General features: G+C 51.9%; 15 protein-coding genes. 10 read left to right on the top strand and 5 right to left on the bottom strand.

Annotated elements, in window-relative coordinates; translation table 11 throughout:
• The first annotated feature begins 23 nt into the window (after positions 1-23).
• The gene (locus V7028_RS06630; protein ID WP_334119301.1) at positions 24-1,790 is read left to right on the top strand and encodes a proline--tRNA ligase; all 1,767 of its coding nucleotides are present in this window, start codon (positions 24-26) and stop codon (positions 1,788-1,790) included.
• Complete coding sequence (locus V7028_RS06635) at positions 1,759-2,475, top strand: lytic transglycosylase domain-containing protein (RefSeq protein ID WP_334119302.1); 717 nt, start codon at positions 1,759-1,761, stop codon at positions 2,473-2,475. Before V7028_RS06630 ends, V7028_RS06635 begins: the two co-directional genes overlap by 32 nt.
• A gap of 100 nt (positions 2,476-2,575) precedes the next feature.
• On the opposite strand, the gene ffh is transcribed toward V7028_RS06635, so the two are convergent.
• Positions 2,576-3,952: a signal recognition particle protein gene (gene ffh / locus V7028_RS06640; protein ID WP_334119303.1), complete on the bottom strand. Its 1,377-nt coding sequence runs from the start codon at positions 3,950-3,952 to the stop codon at positions 2,576-2,578.
• A gap of 47 nt (positions 3,953-3,999) precedes the next feature.
• On the opposite strand from ffh, the gene V7028_RS06645 reads away from it, so the two are divergent.
• The 8 genes from V7028_RS06645 to V7028_RS06680 all read left to right on the top strand — a co-directional run bounded on the left by V7028_RS06645 (position 4,000) and on the right by V7028_RS06680 (position 12,520).
• Complete coding sequence (locus V7028_RS06645; protein ID WP_334119304.1) at positions 4,000-4,839, top strand: cytochrome C assembly family protein; 840 nt, start codon at positions 4,000-4,002, stop codon at positions 4,837-4,839.
• Positions 4,839-5,096 (top strand): PP0621 family protein, encoded by a 258-nt coding sequence (locus V7028_RS06650; RefSeq protein ID WP_334119305.1) that lies wholly within the window; start codon positions 4,839-4,841, stop codon positions 5,094-5,096. The genes V7028_RS06645 and V7028_RS06650 overlap by 1 nt, the downstream gene beginning before the upstream one ends.
• A gap of 41 nt (positions 5,097-5,137) precedes the next feature.
• The gene (ampD, locus tag V7028_RS06655; RefSeq protein ID WP_334119306.1) at positions 5,138-5,701 is read left to right on the top strand and encodes a 1,6-anhydro-N-acetylmuramyl-L-alanine amidase AmpD; all 564 of its coding nucleotides are present in this window, start codon (positions 5,138-5,140) and stop codon (positions 5,699-5,701) included.
• Positions 5,702-5,939: 238 nt separating this feature from the next.
• On the top strand, positions 5,940-8,876 hold the full coding sequence (locus V7028_RS06660) for a ribonucleoside-diphosphate reductase subunit alpha (protein ID WP_334119307.1): 2,937 nt from the start codon (positions 5,940-5,942) through the stop codon (positions 8,874-8,876).
• Positions 8,877-8,994: 118 nt separating this feature from the next.
• Positions 8,995-10,200 (top strand): ribonucleotide-diphosphate reductase subunit beta, encoded by a 1,206-nt coding sequence (locus V7028_RS06665; protein WP_334119308.1) that lies wholly within the window; start codon positions 8,995-8,997, stop codon positions 10,198-10,200.
• A gap of 115 nt (positions 10,201-10,315) precedes the next feature.
• Positions 10,316-10,648, top strand: coding sequence for a helix-turn-helix domain-containing protein (locus V7028_RS06670; protein WP_334119309.1), 333 nt, complete (start codon positions 10,316-10,318; stop codon positions 10,646-10,648).
• The gene (locus tag V7028_RS06675; protein WP_334119310.1) at positions 10,635-11,921 is read left to right on the top strand and encodes a type II toxin-antitoxin system HipA family toxin; all 1,287 of its coding nucleotides are present in this window, start codon (positions 10,635-10,637) and stop codon (positions 11,919-11,921) included. Before V7028_RS06670 ends, V7028_RS06675 begins: the two co-directional genes overlap by 14 nt.
• A 116-nt stretch (positions 11,922-12,037) precedes the next feature.
• Positions 12,038-12,520 (top strand): Hcp family type VI secretion system effector, encoded by a 483-nt coding sequence (locus V7028_RS06680; protein WP_334119311.1) that lies wholly within the window; start codon positions 12,038-12,040, stop codon positions 12,518-12,520.
• Here the strand turns inward: V7028_RS06680 and V7028_RS06685 are convergent.
• The 4 genes from V7028_RS06685 to V7028_RS06700 form a co-directional block, all read right to left on the bottom strand.
• Positions 12,501-13,364 carry a hypothetical protein gene (locus tag V7028_RS06685; protein ID WP_334119312.1) on the bottom strand — a complete coding sequence of 288 codons (864 nt, stop codon included), beginning with the start codon at positions 13,362-13,364 and terminating at the stop codon, positions 12,501-12,503. The two genes, V7028_RS06680 and V7028_RS06685, sit on opposite strands and share 20 nt — an antisense overlap.
• 2 nt (positions 13,365-13,366) lie before the next feature.
• Complete coding sequence (locus tag V7028_RS06690; protein WP_334119313.1) at positions 13,367-14,293, bottom strand: hypothetical protein; 927 nt, start codon at positions 14,291-14,293, stop codon at positions 13,367-13,369.
• A 235-nt stretch (positions 14,294-14,528) separates the two neighbouring features.
• Positions 14,529-14,918: a nucleotidyl transferase AbiEii/AbiGii toxin family protein gene (locus tag V7028_RS06695; protein WP_334119314.1), complete on the bottom strand. Its 390-nt coding sequence runs from the start codon at positions 14,916-14,918 to the stop codon at positions 14,529-14,531.
• A 73-nt stretch (positions 14,919-14,991) separates the two neighbouring features.
• Positions 14,992-16,992: an ATP-binding protein gene (locus V7028_RS06700; RefSeq protein ID WP_334119315.1), complete on the bottom strand. Its 2,001-nt coding sequence runs from the start codon at positions 16,990-16,992 to the stop codon at positions 14,992-14,994.
• Positions 16,993-17,003 lie beyond the last annotated feature (11 nt).

Here is a 17,003-nt window from a genome sequence, read left to right on the forward strand (position 1 = left end):
CATTACTCACGAGTTTTTTCCAAATGCGCGCCACCCAGTTTTTTTTGAATACCCTGAAAGAAGCCCCAGCCGATGCGGAAGTCATCAGCCATCAACTGATGATGCGGGCCGGCATGATCAAGCGTTTGGCTGGCGGCATTTACACCTACATGCCCGTGGGTTTGCGCTCAATTCGCAAAGTGGAAAACATTGTGCGCGAGGAAATGAACCGTGCGGGTGCTTTGGAATTGCTGATGCCGGCTGTGCAGCCAGCCGAGTTGTGGCAGGAAAGCGGCCGCTGGGAAAAGTACGGCCCTGAATTGCTGCGCATGAAAGACCGTCACGACCGCGATTACGTGATTGGCCCCACGCACGAGGAAGTGATTACCGACGTTGTGCGCAAGGAAGTGAAAAGCTATCGCCAACTGCCGCTGAACCTGTACCAGATTCAGACCAAATTTCGCGATGAAATTCGCCCGCGATTTGGCGTGATGCGTGGCCGTGAATTTGTCATGAAAGATGCGTATTCCTTCGATCGCAATCAGGAATCTGCGCTGAAAACTTACGACGTGATGTACGACGCATACCGTCGAATTTTTACCCGCCTGGGTTTGAATTTCCGTGCTGTGAATGCCGACACGGGGTCGATTGGCGGCAACCGCAGTCATGAATTCCATGTAATCGCCGACACGGGCGAAGATGCCATTGCATATTGTCCAGATTCCGATTACGCCGCGAATGTGGAGCTGGCTGAAGCCGTGTGCGCCGCCCAGCGCCCAGCCGCCAGCAAAACCATGGAGAGGGTTCACACGCCCGGCAATTCCACGTGCGAAGCTGTGGCTGCCCAGTTGGGCTTGCCACTGGCTACAACCGTGAAAAGTGTGGTGTTTGCCAACGAGTTCATTGAGAAAGATGAAACCAAGCCGGTCAAGAAGGTACACATTATATTGGCGCTGGTGCGCGGCGATCATGAAGTAAACGACATCAAGCTGGGCAAACTGGCGGGGGTTCAGGAATTGCGTTTGGCCACCGAGGCGGAAATTGTTGCCGCTTTTGGTACCAAGCCCGGTTATCTGGGACCTGTGGGCTTGAATGCGAATGCGAATGTGCGTGTGGTGGGCGACCGCAGCGTAGCCGCCATGGGTGATTTTGTGTGTGGCGCAAACATTGCAGACTATCACTATGCTGGCGTGAACTGGGGCCGCGACTTGGCTGAGCCGGAAGTGGCCGACATTCGCAACGTGGTGGAAGGCGATGCTTCGCCCGATGGCAAAGGCGTTTTGGCCCTGTGCCGGGGTATTGAGGTGGGGCATGTGTTTTATTTGGGCACCAAGTATTCAGAAGCGTTGCAAGCAAAGTTTCTGGAAGAAAACGGCAAGCCCGCGGTTATTGAAATGGGTTGTTACGGCATTGGCGTAACCCGTATTCTGGGGGCAGCCATTGAGCAAAACTTCGACGATCGCGGCATTGTTTGGCCGCTCAGCATTGCGCCGTTTGAAGTGGTGTTGTGCCCAATCGGCTACAAGAAAAGCGATGAAGTGAAGCTCCAGGCCGACAAGTTGTACCAGCAGTTGAAAGACGCGGGTGTGGATGTGATGCTGGACGACCGTGACGAGCGGCCCGGCGTGATGTTTGCCGACTGGGAATTGATTGGTGTGCCGCTGCGGGTTACCTTGGGTGACCGTGGCCTGAAAGAGGGCAAAGTGGAATTTCAGTCTCGCGATGGCAAGGTTGAAAAGCGCGATGTCGACGTTGGGGAAATTTTTGAGCAGTTGCGTGTTGAGCTTGCAAGCAGGCAAGTCAGTTTGTAATCACCTTGCCCGGTTGGCACATGGTGCCCGCTGGGTTATTGCGCCTGTTGTAATGGCATTGGCTTGGATGGTTGTTGTTGCGCCAGCCTCGGCCAGCCAGCAATATGAACCCATGGCGGACCATGTTCGCCTGGCGCTTCGCACAGCCTTAAGTGCCCCCGCGGCACCACGCCCAATTTTTGAATCGCTTGGGCATCGAATTGACTGGATGGCGGAAATGTCGCGCCGCTTGGCGCGCAGGGTGCCCGATTTTGCCGAGCGCACAGAACTCATCAAAATTATTCGCTATGAAGCGCAGCGAATTGGCATTGACCCCCAAATTATTTTCGCGTTGATTGAGGTGGAAAGTAACTTCCGTGCCGATGCGGTCAGCCACGCTGGGGCGATTGGGCTGATGCAGGTGATGCCGTTCTGGACCGATGTGTTGTCCAGGGGAAGTTCTCGGGAGTTATTTGAGCCGCGTGTGAATATTCGTTATGGCTGCCTGATCCTGAGGCATTACCTGGACATTGAAAAAGGCAATCTGGACCGGGCGCTGGGTCGTTACAACGGCAGCCTTGGCAAAATGACTTACCCGAATTTGGTGTACGACAGGGTGGACCGCAATTGGGGTTACAGCTACGCTGAGCCGCCGAAGCCTGTGCCGCGCACGGCGTTGAATGATGTGAATGTGAAGAAACGGTGATTTGATCCGTTTGGCGGAGTGTTGCCGGTTTTCTTGAATGTGCGAAACAGGCAAGCCCACTGCCGAATTGGCTAAGCCGGTGTCCACGACCGGCTAACGATTACATGCCCGGAAATCCGCCTTTGCCACCAGCACCACCCATGCTGCCCATTTTTTTCATCATCTTGGCCAGCCCGCCTTTTTGCATGCTCTTCATCATGTCGCGCATTTGCTCGAATTGCTTGAGCAAGCGGTTCACTTCCTGAACCTGCACACCCGCACCCGCGGCAATGCGGCGTTTGCGCGATGCTTTCAGCAGATCTGGCTTGGTGCGCTCTTGAATTGTCATTGAAAAAATAATGGCTTCGGTGCGCTTCATCTGTTTTTCTGCGGCGGTGGCGTCTACATCGCCGGCACCTTTCATCAACTGGCTGGGCAGTTTTTCCATCAAACCTTGCAGGCCGCCCATGTTGCGCATTTGGCTGATTTGCGCCAGAAAGTCGTTCAAGTCGAATGCTTTGCCGCTTTTCAGTTTTTTGGCCAGTTTTTCTGCTTCCTGCTGGTCAATGCCTTTTTTGGCTTCTTCCACCAAGGAAACAATGTCGCCCATGCCCAGAATTCGGCCTGCCACGCGGTCGGGGTGAAACTTCTCGAATCCGGTCAGCTTTTCGCCCACACCCATGAACTTGATGGGTTTGCCCGTAATTTGGCGAACAGAAAGAGCGGCGCCACCGCGCGCATCGCCGTCCATCTTGGTCAGTACCACGCCGGTCAGGGGCAGGGCCTCGTTAAACGCCTTCGCTGTGTTGGCGGCGTCCTGGCCCAGCATGGCATCAATCACGAACAGGGTTTCAGTGGGGTTCACTGCCGCATGCAAGGCCTTGATTTCGTTCATCATGACTTCGTCAATGCCCAAGCGGCCTGCCGTGTCCAGAATAAGCACATCAAAGAACTGGCGTTTGGCGTGGTTCAGCGCAGCCAGCGCAATGTCCACTGGCTTTTGGGTAATGTCAGAAGGAAAAAATTCAGCGCCTGCTTGCGCGCTCACGGTTTTCAGCTGCTCGATCGCTGCAGGGCGGTACACGTCGGCAGAAACCGTTAGTACTTTCTTTTTCAGATTGTCTTTCAGGTACTTGGCCAATTTACCGGTGGTGGTTGTTTTACCTGCACCTTGCAAGCCCGCCATCAAAATCACCACCGGGGGCTGGGCCGCCAGGTTGATTTCCTCGGTTTTCTCGCCAATCAGCTTGATCAGCTGCTTGTGAACAATGCCCACCAAGGCCTGGCCAGGGGTCAGGCTGTTCAACACTTCCTCGCCCAGCGCCTGTTCTTTCACCTGATTGATGAATTCCTTCACCACAGGCAGGGCCACATCCGCCTCAAGAAGCGCAAGGCGAACTTCGCGCAGCATTTCCTGTGTGTTGGCCTCGGTAATTCGGGCCTCGCCTTTGATATTTTTGACAACGCGGCTTAGGCGATCGGAGAGGTTTTCAAACATCGTGTGGTGCCCCTGACTCGTGCTTTGAATCGAGTAAACTGGTTGGTATGAACAACACAATATTGTACGCGCTCGCAGTGCCCCTGCTGTCCGCCTCTGGTGGATTGGCGGCGCTGAACGTTTTCGGCAAATGGTCTGCACCCGCAGGGTGGAACCGTGCGCTGGTGGCCTTGGCCTTGATTGTGTCGGGCTACCTGCTGGGTACTCTGTTGTTTCAAGCCGATGGCATGCACTTCGGTTTTGTGATTGGCTTGATGTGTGTGGCCTGGCTGGCCTCTCTAATGGCCTTTGTGGAAAGTTTCTTCAACCGCGTTCCCTTGCTGGAACTGATTGTGTTTCCCTTGTGCGCGGTGGTGTTCGTGTTGCCCCTGTGGATGGGCGATGATCCCACCATTCGCATGGCGGGCGACCATCTGTTCCAGCTGCATCTGCTAATTGCCTTGGCTGCATACAGTTTGCTGGGCATTGCGGCGGTGCACGGTATCGTTATGGCGTATCAAGAAAAAGCCCTGCACCAGCCCGTGGCCAGCACACAGGAAAACCGCATGCTGCGGGAATGCCTGCTGGATCAACTGCCCTCGCTGATCACCATGGAAACAATTCTGTTTCGGCAGCTGTGGGCAGGCTTCGTGCTGCTGTCGCTTACCTTGATTACCGGTTTTTTGTTTTCTGAAGAATGGAGCGGCACCAGTTGGCGGTTTGATCACAAAACCCTGTTTGCCATCATTTCATGGTGTTCATTCGCTGTGTTGTTGGGCGGGCGTGTGGTGTTTGGTTGGCGCGGCAAGGTGGCTTTGCGTTGGTGCCTGGGCAGCTATGCCGTGTTGGTGCTGGCTTATTTTGGTACCCAGTTTGTGCTGGAATTTATTTTGAAAAGGGCGGGTTGATGGGTCGTATTCTGTTTTTTCTGGGTCTGGCGCTGGTGGGCTGGATTCTTTTCAAAAGCTGGCAGCGCAAGCAACTGGATGAAAAACCGTCGGTTGACGCTAAACAAAAAGGCAATATTGGCCGTAAAACGCAGGAAGAGATACTGCCTTGCCAGCACTGCGGTGCATACAGCCCGATGTCGGAAGGCGTGATGATGCAGGGCCGTTTTTATTGCGGCATGGAGCATGCCAAATCGGCGGGCGAGAAGGTGCATTAATCCGTGCATTCATAAGTGCATTCGCACTGGAAGGGGTTGCCATGTGGTTGGATGAAGGCTGGATTGAAGAAGACTGGGTACATCGCCTGCAAAGCCCCAATCAGGATGCCCGCCCCATGGGCACGGTGGTCGACACCCTGGTGATTCACTGCATCAGCCTGCCCGAGCGGGGGCGCAGTGCTTCAACGGTGACAGACCTGTTTTTGAACCGGCTGGATTGCCATTCGCACCCCGCCTATGCCGAGTTGATCGGCCTGCATGTTTCCGCCCATTTCCTGATTGACCGCGATGGTTCAGTTACCCAATTTGTGTCGTGCGAAAAACGCGCCTGGCATGCAGGAATTTCTGCCGCCATGGACCGTTGCAACTTCAATCATTTTTCAATCGGCATTGAATTGTTGGGCGACGTTTACACCCCATTCAGGGTGGAACAGTACACCAGCCTGAAGCGTCTGGCTTTGGAGTTGCAAGCACGTTATCCACTGAAATATGCCATGGCGCACAGTGAAATAGCACCCACCCGAAAAACCGACCCCGGACCCTTCTTCGACTGGAAAGGTCTACGCAAATCAAATACCTACGAACTTCAAATCAGCGGCGCTTGAACAGTAAATCAGGCGCCGTTTTTTTGGTGCGCTGCGGTTATACAAACCTTGTCCACAACTTGTTCACAGGGGATAAGCCTGTGCACAAGTCCGGGATAAGAAAGTGTTTGCCAAATCGTGTTTCGACCACTACAATTAGTTCCAAGCCACATACAAAACACAAGATATAGTGGTTTCCGGTTATACCCCACTACAAAAACAAACCCTCAAGAACAAGCTTATTCCAGGAGAAAGATGCATGCTAACCAGCCATGGAACCTCAGATTTGGCGACCAGTTTGGCAACTGATGCGCCCTTGTCCACTTCCAAGCCTGCCGGTGCAGCGCCCGTGGTCGACAGCGCGTATTCAAACTACAAAATTATTCGCCGAAATGGTGCCGTGGTGGGTTTCGAGCCCAGCAAAATTGCTGTGGCCATGACAAAGGCATTCCTGGCCGTGAACGGTGGCCAAGGTGCTGCTTCTGCCCGCATTCGCGAACTGGTTGAGCAGATGACCGGTAGCGTAGTGAACGCACTGGTGCGTCGCCAGCCCTCCGGTGGCATTTTCCACATTGAAGACATTCAAGACCAGGTTGAACTGGCCTTGATGCGTTCTGGCGAAGCCGAAGTGGCCCGCGCTTACGTGTTGTATCGCGAGCGCCGCGCACAAGAACGCGCTGCCAAACAAGTTGAGCAGGCCGAGCAGCATGCCCTGAACGTGATGGACGGCGACATCAAGCGCCCACTCGATGTAGAAGCGCTGAAAGCGCTGATCGAAAGCGCGGCCGTTGGCTTGAATGAAATTGACGTTGCTCACCTTCAGAAAGAAACCCTGAAGAACCTGTATGACGGCGTGAAAATCGACGAAGTGTTCAAGTCGGCAGTTTTGGCCTCACGCGCCATGATCGAGAACGAGCCCAGCTACACACTGGTCACTTCCCGCCTGTTGCTGCACACCATTCGCCGTGAAATTATTGGCCGTGAAATTGCGCAAGATGAAATGGCGCAGGTGTACCCGGAATATTTCCCCCAGTTCATCAAGAAGGGCATTGCCGCTGGTTTGCTCGACAACCGCCTGGCCCAGTTCGACATGAAGAAGTTGGGCGCAGCCCTGAAATACGAACGCGACTTGCAGTTTGATTACCTCGGCCTGCAAACTTTGTACGACCGTTATTTCCTGCACGTGGAAGGCGCCCGCATTGAAATGCCACAGGCGTTTTACATGCGCGTGGCCATGGGCCTGGCCCTGAATGAAGTGGACCGCGAAGCACGCGCCATTGAATTCTATGAAGTGTTGTCGACATTCGACTTCATGAGCTCTACACCAACCCTGTTCAACAGCGGCACCATTCGTTCGCAGTTGTCTTCCTGCTACCTCACCACCATTGGCGACGATCTGGACGACATCTACGAAGGCATCAAGGAAAACGCATTGCTTTCCAAATTTGCGGGTGGCCTGGGCAACGACTGGACCCCCGTGCGCGCACTGGGCAGCCACATCAAGGGCACCAACGGCAAATCACAAGGTGTGGTGCCATTTTTGAAAGTGGTGAACGACACGGCCGTGGCCGTGAACCAGGGTGGCAAACGCAAAGGCGCGGTGTGTGCCTACCTGGAAACATGGCACCTGGACATCGAAGAATTCCTGGAGCTGCGCAAGAACACCGGCGACGACCGCCGCCGCACGCACGACATGAATACCGCGAACTGGATTCCCGACCTGTTCATGAAGCGCGTGATGGAAGGTGGCAACTGGACCTTGTTCAGCCCTTCTGATGCGCCCGACCTGCACGACCTGTACGGCAAAGCCTTCGAGAAAGCCTATGTGGGTTACGAAGAGAAAGCCGCGCGTGGCGATTTGAAATTGTTCAAAACCGTGGAAGCGGCCAAGCTGTGGCGCAAAATTCTTTCCATGCTGTTTGAAACCGGCCACCCCTGGATTACGTTCAAAGACCCCTGCAACATTCGCAGCCCCCAGCAACACGTGGGCGTGGTTCACTCGTCGAACCTGTGTACAGAAATTACACTGAACACCAACGAGAACGAAATTGCAGTGTGTAACCTGGGTTCTGTGAACCTGACGCGCCACCTGAAACCCGCCGACAACGGCGAGCTGGTGCTGGACCACGACAAGCTGCAGAAAACTGTGGGCGTGGCCATGCGCATGCTGGACAACGTGATCGACATCAACTACTACGCTGTGGCCAAGGCACGCAATTCAAACCTGCGCCACCGCCCAGTGGGCATGGGCATGATGGGCTTTCAAGATGCATTGCACATGATGCGCAAGCCCTATGCTTCACGCGATGCAGTTGAATTTGCTGATGAAAGCATGGAAGCCATTTGCTACTACGCTTACGAAGCATCGACAGAGTTGGCAGCCGAGCGTGGTGCCTACAGCACCTTCAAGGGTTCGCTGTGGGACAAGGGCATCATGCCTTTGGATTCACTGAAGCTGCTGGAAGAAGAGCGTGGTGGTTACGTGGAAGTAGATACGTCCAGCCGCATGGACTGGGACGCACTGCGTGCACGCATCAAGCAGCACGGCATGCGCAACTCCAACTGCGTGGCCATTGCGCCTACGGCAACCATTTCCAACATCATTGGTGTGGCGGCTTCCATTGAGCCCACCTTCCAGAACCTGTATGTGAAGTCGAACCTTTCCGGTGAATTCACCATCGTGAACGAACATCTGGTACGCGATTTGAAGCGCCTGGGCATTTGGGACGAAGTGATGATTTCCGACCTGAAGTATTTCGATGGTTCGGTCATGAAGATTGACCGCATTCCGGAAGAGCTGAAGCGCCTGTACGCCACTGCGTTCGAGATGGACCCACGCTGGTTGGTTGAAGCCGCAGCCCGTCGCCAGAAATGGATTGACCAAGGCCAAAGCCTGAACATTTATATGTCTGGCGTAAGCGGCAAGCGTTTGGACGACACGTACAAACTGGCCTGGATTCGCGGTTTGAAAACAACCTACTACCTGCGCACCATTGGTGCCACACACGCCGAGAAATCAACCCTGGCTGGTGGCGAGCTGAATTCCGTGAATGCTGAAGGTGGTGCTTCCGCTGCGTTTACTTCGGCCCCGGCCACCGGCTTGGTGCCCAACCTGCCTGAGCAAGAAATTGAAGGCAAGGCGTGCACCATGCGCCCAGGCGACGCAGGCTTCGACGAATGCGAAGCGTGCCAATGAGATGTCAATAAGTTAGACCAGCGATTTGGGCAGGTTACCAAGACTTGCCCAAATAAATAAAAATGAACATAATGGCACTGTGACTTTATACAGTGTATTGGTTAAGGAGTTAAAACATATGCTGTCTTGGGACGATGAATTTGATACTGCCATGGGCAAAACAGCAACAGCTGCAAAGTCCGCGGCCCCAGCCATGGGTTCTGTGGCTTCTGGCTTTGCAGCGCCAGCAGTGGCCAACCCGGCTGCCAGCCAAGGCTTGTACCAGCAAGCTGCCCGCCCGGTGCCTGCTGTTGAAGGTGCCAAAGCCGGCCGCGTGAACGCAGCCGACAAGCGTGTAATTAATGGCACCACCGACGTAAACCAGTTGGTGCCCTTCAAGTACAAGTGGGCTTGGGAAAAGTACCTGAGCCAGTGCGCCAACCACTGGATGCCGCAAGAAATCAACATGGATCGCGACATTGCGCTTTGGAAAGACCCCAACGGTTTGACTGAAGACGAGCGCTTGATCGTGAAGCGTAACCTGGGCTTTTTTGTCACGGCCGATTCACTGGCCGCCAACAACATTGTGCTGGGTACTTACCGCCACATTACAGCGCCTGAATGCCGCCAGTTTTTGTTGCGCCAGGCGTTTGATGAAGCCATTCACACCCACGCCTACCAATACATTGTGGAAAGCCTGGGCATTCCTGAAGCGGAAACCTTCAACGCGTACAACGAAATTTCCTGCATCAAGGCCAAAGACGATTTCCTGCTGCCGTTCATTGATGTGTTGACGGACCCTTCATTCAAAACCGGCACGCTGGAAGCGGACCAAACGCTGCTGAAAAGCCTGATCGCCTTTGCGTGCGTCATGGAAGGCATGTTCTTCTACGTGGGCTTTGTGCAAATTCTGGCGCTGGGTCGCCAGAACAAAATGATTGGCGCTGCCGAGCAGTTCCAGTACATTTTGCGCGATGAATCGGCACACTGCACATTCGGTATCGATTTGATCAACACCGTGAAACTGGAAAACCCACACCTGTGGACACCCGAATTCAAGGAAGAGATCAAGGCCATGTTCCGCAAGGCTGTTGAACTTGAACACGCGTATGCCGTAGACACCATGCCACGCGGCGTGCTGGGCCTGAATTCAGCCCAGTTTATGGAATACATGAAGTTTATTTGCAACCGCCGTTCCAACCAGATTGGCTTGGGCACCTTGTACGAAGGCGCAACCAATCCATTCCCCTGGATGAGCGAAATGATGGACTTGAAGAAAGAAACCAACTTCTTCGAGCGCCGTGTGACTGAGTACCAGACTGGCGGTGCGTTGAACTGGGAGTGATCTCTCACTTAACTTACAAGCAGTGATGTAAAAGAAAGCAGTCTTCGGGCTGCTTTTTTTATTTTCATAGATATTGTTTTATATGATATAAATAAACATCTATGAGGTATTTGAAATGCCAAAAAAATCCTTCCCCAGCGAAGCCACACCCGTGGTTGTGCAAGAACATATTCAAATGTGGGGGCACGCAATTCGGGCGCAGCGCATGCTACTGCGGCTTACCGCAGCGCAACTTGCATCCAGAATTGGGGTGTCTGTGCCTACAGTGGCACGGCTGGAAAAGGGCGATCCCGGTGTGGGTGTGGGCAGTTACCTTGGCGCCCTGTTTGCACTGGGTCTAAATTCCGTGGCCACGCCCGTGCTCAATCCTGACCTGTGGCAAACCGCAGCCAATAAACGGGTTCGCCCTACACGTGCAGAATCGGGGGATGAACTTGGCTACTTCTAGTAGAACAAAGCTTCGTCCGCTTTACGTGTACATGCAGCGGCCAGACACGGCGCAATGGCTTACCGTAGGCGCGTACTGGTTTGATGAAGCCAGTTTGCTTGGGCGTTTCAAGTATGCGCCCAGCTTTGAGGAGGCTGGGCATGCATGGGTGATCGACCCCGTAAATCTGATTCGCAAAGCAACGCCAGGTGAGGTTTATACCGCAAGCCGCTATCAAGGTTTGCATGATGTTCTCCGCGATGCATGTCCCGATTCCTGGGGGCAGGCAGTGCTTAGAAAAACGCATGGTCTGCCCGGTAATGTATCGCCCCTTACTTATCTGAAAGTGGCCAGCAACGCAGATCGCTGGGGTGCATTGGCGGTGGGCGCCACACCCAAGCCATCTATTGTATCGCTTGCTACGCCGCGCTTGCCGAAATTGGCTGCAGTGGTTCGAGAACTACAAGCCATGGCTGCACGCAAGCCAGCGGTTGATTCCCGGTTGCGTATCCGTTTGAAGCAAACACCCAGCTTGGGTGGCGCAAGGCCGAAGGCCACGGTGCAAGATACACAAGGACAGAATTGGTTGGTCAAACCACTGGTGCCGAGCGACACTGCCAACATTCCGATGTTGGAGCATTTTGCGCAAAGCTGGGGTGGGCACTGCGGCATGCGCTTTGCCAGCACCCACTACCATGAAGAAAATGCTGCCCATGCTGCCCATGCTGCCCATGCTGCAGTGCGTGTACTTCGCTTTGATCGATTCAAAACACAACGAACCTTGTGTATAAGCGCAGCCAGTTTGCTTCAAACCGAATTCCCGGGAACCGCGGAGGCCCGCTTTGCAGGCATACCAAGCTACCCGCGTCTTGCCGGGCAACTGCGTTTGATTGGCGCACCACTTGAGGACCAAATTGAATTGTTCGAACGCATGATTTTTAACGCGGTGTGCGGCAATGACGACGACCACATGCGCAACCACGCGGCTTGCTATAAGCACGAGGCGGGCGCGTGGCGACTGTCGCCAGCTTTTGATGTGGTGCCGAACCCTGATGCAACGCCGACTCACTTGGCGTTGGGTATTGATCGAAATGACAAACGTATTTCTAAAGACACTGTGTTGCAGGATTCAATGCTGTTTGGGTTTGAAAGCAGGGAGGCTGCGCAATTTCATTTACAGCGATTCCTTGAGCAAGTACGCGCTGGTTTTGATGCCGCACAAGAATTGTTGGACACACCTTTGCGCAAGATGATGGAAAAGCGAATGCAAGATAACTTGAAGTTGCTGAAATAAGTTCAAGTGCATCACCCTGAATAGGTGCCCCAAGCTTGGAAAGAGCCAACAGTTCTACCCTTTGTAATTGAATAGTTACACTTCCAGGCTGTTCTAATTCTTGGAGGTGGCAGGGCATGCCAGCAGATCTGTTTTTGAAGTTGGGCAATGTGAAAGGCGAGTCGGTCGACTTGAAGCACGCAGGGGAAATGGAGCTGCTAACTGCCCGTTGGGGTATGCATGTGGCGGTGGCGGCAAACGGTGGCGTATTGGCCCCGGCAGGCCGTGCCGAAGTGAAGGGGTTGCGCGTTGAAAAACGTGTTGACCGGGCTTCCCCTACGCTGCATGCGCAAACTTGCGTGGGCCAGCTTTACGACACCATGGTGTTGACCAAAAGAAAGTCGGGCTTGTTGCCGCTGGAGTACCTGCGCATTACTTTCAAAGACGTGATTGTCAGCGATATTGATATTTCGCTGGGCGCTGGCGACGATGGTGACCTTGAAGTGATCACCTTCGCATTTACGGAATATCAGGAAGAGTACAAGCCGCAGAATGGCGATGGCACCGGCGGCGCAGCTGTCACCGCCGGGTTTAATTGCATTAAGTGCGTGAAGATTTAACTTGTTTCTGGAGGCGTTCATACGCCTCCACATGCTGGTTGAACAGGCGCAAGTTGAGTTTGCGGATGGGCGCGGGAAGGTGGTATTTCACGTAGTCGTGGCGCCACTTCAGGCGCAAATGATAATTCCGAAAAGTAAGTGGCTTGCCAATTTTGCGCTCTAGTTGCATTACACGGGTCGATTGCCCCATGAACATAAAGAGGATGCCAATCAAGGCAGCGGTTGGTATCATGGCCCCAACCTTGGCCAATAAAAGCTTCAGGTCATTCGGTTCTGTTGTGATTGTTGGCAACAAAAAAGCACAGGCCATGACGAGTCCAATTAAAACCCAAGTCGTGACCAACGCAGTTAGGCTTCTTTGTTTATCCTTTTCCTCAAACGAATGATCCGCTAGATAAATGTTGATGGTCCACAGTTCTATTGGATTTTGAATATTGGTGCTGTTTTTTTTGAACTGTAGGTTTGTGTCAATCAAGGCCCAGGTGTAACTGATAACTGCGACAGCAAGCGCATACCAGGCGTTGAAGTAACGGGATTCGTTGCTCAGAAAAATCGGAGCATCCAGCAACATGCCTAAAACTTCAGGGAAGGTTGTTAGGCATGCCGTTGGAAGAATAAGCATTGAAAGCTTGGCTGTATTTGACATAGTGACTTGTGCAACAAACACGACGTAATACACCCCCGTAATCACAAGAAAAATAACGGTCACGAATAATGCGAGTGTTATCTGCGTGGAAAAATCGAATAAAAACGATAACGGGATGACAACCCCGAAGGCATAAAAAAATGCAAGGCAAAAGGAAGAGGTAAAAAAATCATTGAAGGGAAGATAGGATTTAATCATGCTTAATCCGCTCCGAAAAAAGCTTTTGCTTTTTTCTCAATATGACTAGGTGCACTGGACAGGTTATAGCCAACAGCAATTAAAGCGCCAGCACCCAGCCCGATGAGTATGAGCGGTGCCCCCGCGACAGTAACACCAACAAATCCAAGGGTCATCACCATTAGTTTTGTAAACGCAATACCACCCACTACGCCGGCGATATTTCCAGTTTGATTCTTGGCACTGTCCACGGCAAACTGTTTATAGTTAAATTTTTGATCAAGTTTTGCGTGGTAGTTGTAGTTGTTAAAAAAATCATCAATAAAGGTAGGCCCAAAGCTAAGTACCCCGCCAACTTTCACTGAGCTTAGCCAAGGCGACCCAGTAAGCCTGCGTAATTCCCACATTTCATCAGATGCTTGTCGGCTCAAACTGAGAACCTTGTCATATTTAAATGCGCCCGGCCCCAGCGATTTGGTACTCATGTTTTTACTGATCGTTTGAAATTGGTTTTTCTCAAGCAGGGTAATTTGTTTGGCATTGGTTTGTCGAATGCGGATAAGCACATCAGCATGTTTGCCAAACTGGTTCGGACCTTTGAGCCCAACAGCTTTTAATTCCACGCCGTTGCCCAATTTCACAGTGCGTGCTTTGCCGCTTGCAAGCATGGTTTTTAGCTCGCCTTTCATTTTTGCTGTAAAGCGAGCTTTGGCAGCCGCCTCAATCAGGTTGGCCAAGTTGCCGGGCAGGTTGTTGGGGCCAAATAACTGCCCAAGCAAGGCGCTGTTCAGCGTGCCCTTTTCAGCAGCAGTGACCAAGGTGTTCGTTTGCTGCGTATTCAGTTGGGCGGTCATTAGCAACACACCTGCCACAGGGTCTTGCTGCATCACCTCGGGCACCATCGCCAGGCTTACTTTGGTGTCTGGCTCAAAGTGTCCCAGAAAATCCATTTCCTGATGCAGGTAAAGTGGGGCAGAACCATCGTGGCTGTTTAGCGCGCGCGTGTAGGCCAGTTGCAGCGATTGCGCTTTGCGTTGAAGGTGATCTTCTTGAAATGTGCGGGCTTGGGCGTTCATATGGAGTGCTGGTAAAAGCGAAGCAGGCGGCAGTATGCGGGAAAGGTTTAAAGGGGTAGAAATGTCGGGGCTTTTCTGTGGAGGAAGGGGGATGGACACCCCCGAGTATTCAGTTTTCAGGTTCTTGCCATGGCAGGTTTTCGTAGAACCCTAGCACCGTGCTGTAAGCCAAGTCAAATTCAGGCAGATTTTCGCTTAGGTCATTTGTCAGCGTTTTGTAGCCATCCCCCGCCATGCTCTGCACCGTCGGGTTGTTCAAGCTGTCTCGTTTAGCAATGATGCTTTTGGATTTGCACGTTACTTGTATGTATTCCAACAAATGTGCCTGTTCATGAATACTCACGGGCGGTACTTTGTTGATTAAAAAATACAAGTCATACACGTCTTGATAGCGGTTTCGTCGCTGCAGGGGTTGTTGCAGCAAAGACCTGTATTTCTCAGCCATTAAATTGGTTAGGCTGTACACATGAAGTTCGTTTGCATCGCTAAGCCTCAGCATTTCACCCAGCCGCGACCCGCGAGGGCCGTCGGCTGCAGCGAATTGTCAGAACTGTCTGCATAAATTCTGAGATTCACAGCCATTCCTGAAGTGTTGACTCAAGCTTCTTAAAATAAAGTCGTAACTGCTGGAAATCATCTTCTTCGATGCGCTTTGCATGCGCATCTGCCCTCCCTTTGGTGTTAATTTCCTCAAACATCAGGATCAATTTGGTCTTATCCTTTCCAAAAATATTCTCGAAAATTGCCCACTCCCTTTTAATTACATTAATCAGTTCGAGAAAGAATAGCGGAGAAGCATCTCGATCCAGTAATACAGATAAGTCGTGGTTTTGCAGCACGGATTTTCTTCCATCAGGAACTCCGGCAATTACAGCATCCTTTGCTTTGCTCGCACCAATCGATATTTTTAACGAGTTTCTTACAAGAATTCGGAGCCCCTTCTCTAAGCGGTTTCGCCTAATGGAGACTTCTTGTACCTTTTCATCATCGGTCAAGTTCAACCTCTCATTTTGGTGCTTCTTGCGAATCAACTCGGAGGCTTCTTCAAGATTGAAAGAGTAACCAGAAGACCCTCTTTGAATAAGCCCATATCCAATCAGATGCCGCGTGTAGGATGCATGGTTATTCGCGAATGCATTGAAGTTATCCATGTCTCCCTGAGCTAGGAAGCAGAGCATTTCGTACTCGTCCGGGTACCACTCAGCCAGCACCTGAATCATCATTTCTAGATATTCCTGAGAATTTGCTCTGAACGAAGTCTTGGACCGATTGTATAGCGCCTTGTCGATAACTACAGGCCGCTCTGTGGGTACTAACTTGTTGATTTGACTACAGGCTTGGCGGATCAGGAACGGGTGACCGCCATAGTCCTCTGTTAATTTTGCTGCTATTAACGCATCAAACTTCAAACCCATGTAGTCGCCGAGGCGTGTGACCATTTGACCAACTTGCTCGACCGTAAATGGAGGTACGTATTGGCTTGGAATTGAGGCATATATTGGGTTGTCGTGCCCCACCAGTGATGGGGCCTCGATACAGCTTGGATTGGTTCCAACCAGCATGTAGCAAAATACAGTAGGATGCTTTTGGTAAAAGCCACGCATGGTCTGCCAGAAATATATAAAGTCCTCTCCTTCCCTCCAATGAATTGAAGCCCCTGTTTTTGGTGTAATCCTTTCTATTTCATCTAAAATAAAAATTGCGCCAGCCGCCTTCTTTGATTTGTAGATTTTTAAGAGGTCTTCTTCGAAACTATCCGCTGCGGATTTGAGGTCGTACCTTCCCGAGGTATCAATTTTTACCTTTGAGCCTTTTGCATCTTGATACAACCTAACAAGTCGTTCGAGCAACTCGTTCCAGCGCAGCCCATGGACCGAAGGGCTTTCGCAGTCCAATGCAACAACACAGTCTCCACTCGACTCCAGGCGGCGCTGAATTGCATATACAATCGACGTCTTGCCGCTCTTTCTAAGGCCAAAGAGACTTGTGTGCTCTCCGGATTGGAATCGATTGACGATCTCGTTGATAAGATTTGATCGGCCAAAGAAGTACGTGTCTTTCTTAAGTGGTGACAAAAATGAGAATAGGTCCCGAGAATAAAAATGCTTTCTGAACCGATTCTCTAGAATTGAAAGTGCATCACCATCAAGCATCTCGACATAGCTAACCGGGACGATGATCTGGTGCTCTGGATCTGACTTCAGAAGACGTTCCACTTTGCCCTCAACGTCAGGAGCCCTGCTAATTAAAACCGCGCAAACCGTTTCGGCCCGCATCTTCGGTAACCGCATGTATACCTGCTCAAAGAAATCTAGTGATCTCGGCTCAAAATTGTCATAGTCACTAAATACGCATAAAACTTCCCGCTCAATATTGAACATCTCGGATGTCTTCGGAGTAGGTTTCATGAGGAAGTAATCGTACGTTGACTGTGCGACACGCAGCTCTTCACCAGAATTTGTTAGATACCAACCCCGAGAGAGCGATTTCAATATTTTTTGCTCGTCGGAATTGAATCGACGAATATCGAACTGTTTGTGGAAACCAGGATTAGTAATTGTCTTGTCAATCATTGATGTTTTTC

The organism is Limnobacter sp. (assembly GCF_036846585.1).
Lineage (GTDB): Bacteria > Pseudomonadota > Gammaproteobacteria > Burkholderiales > Burkholderiaceae_B > Limnobacter.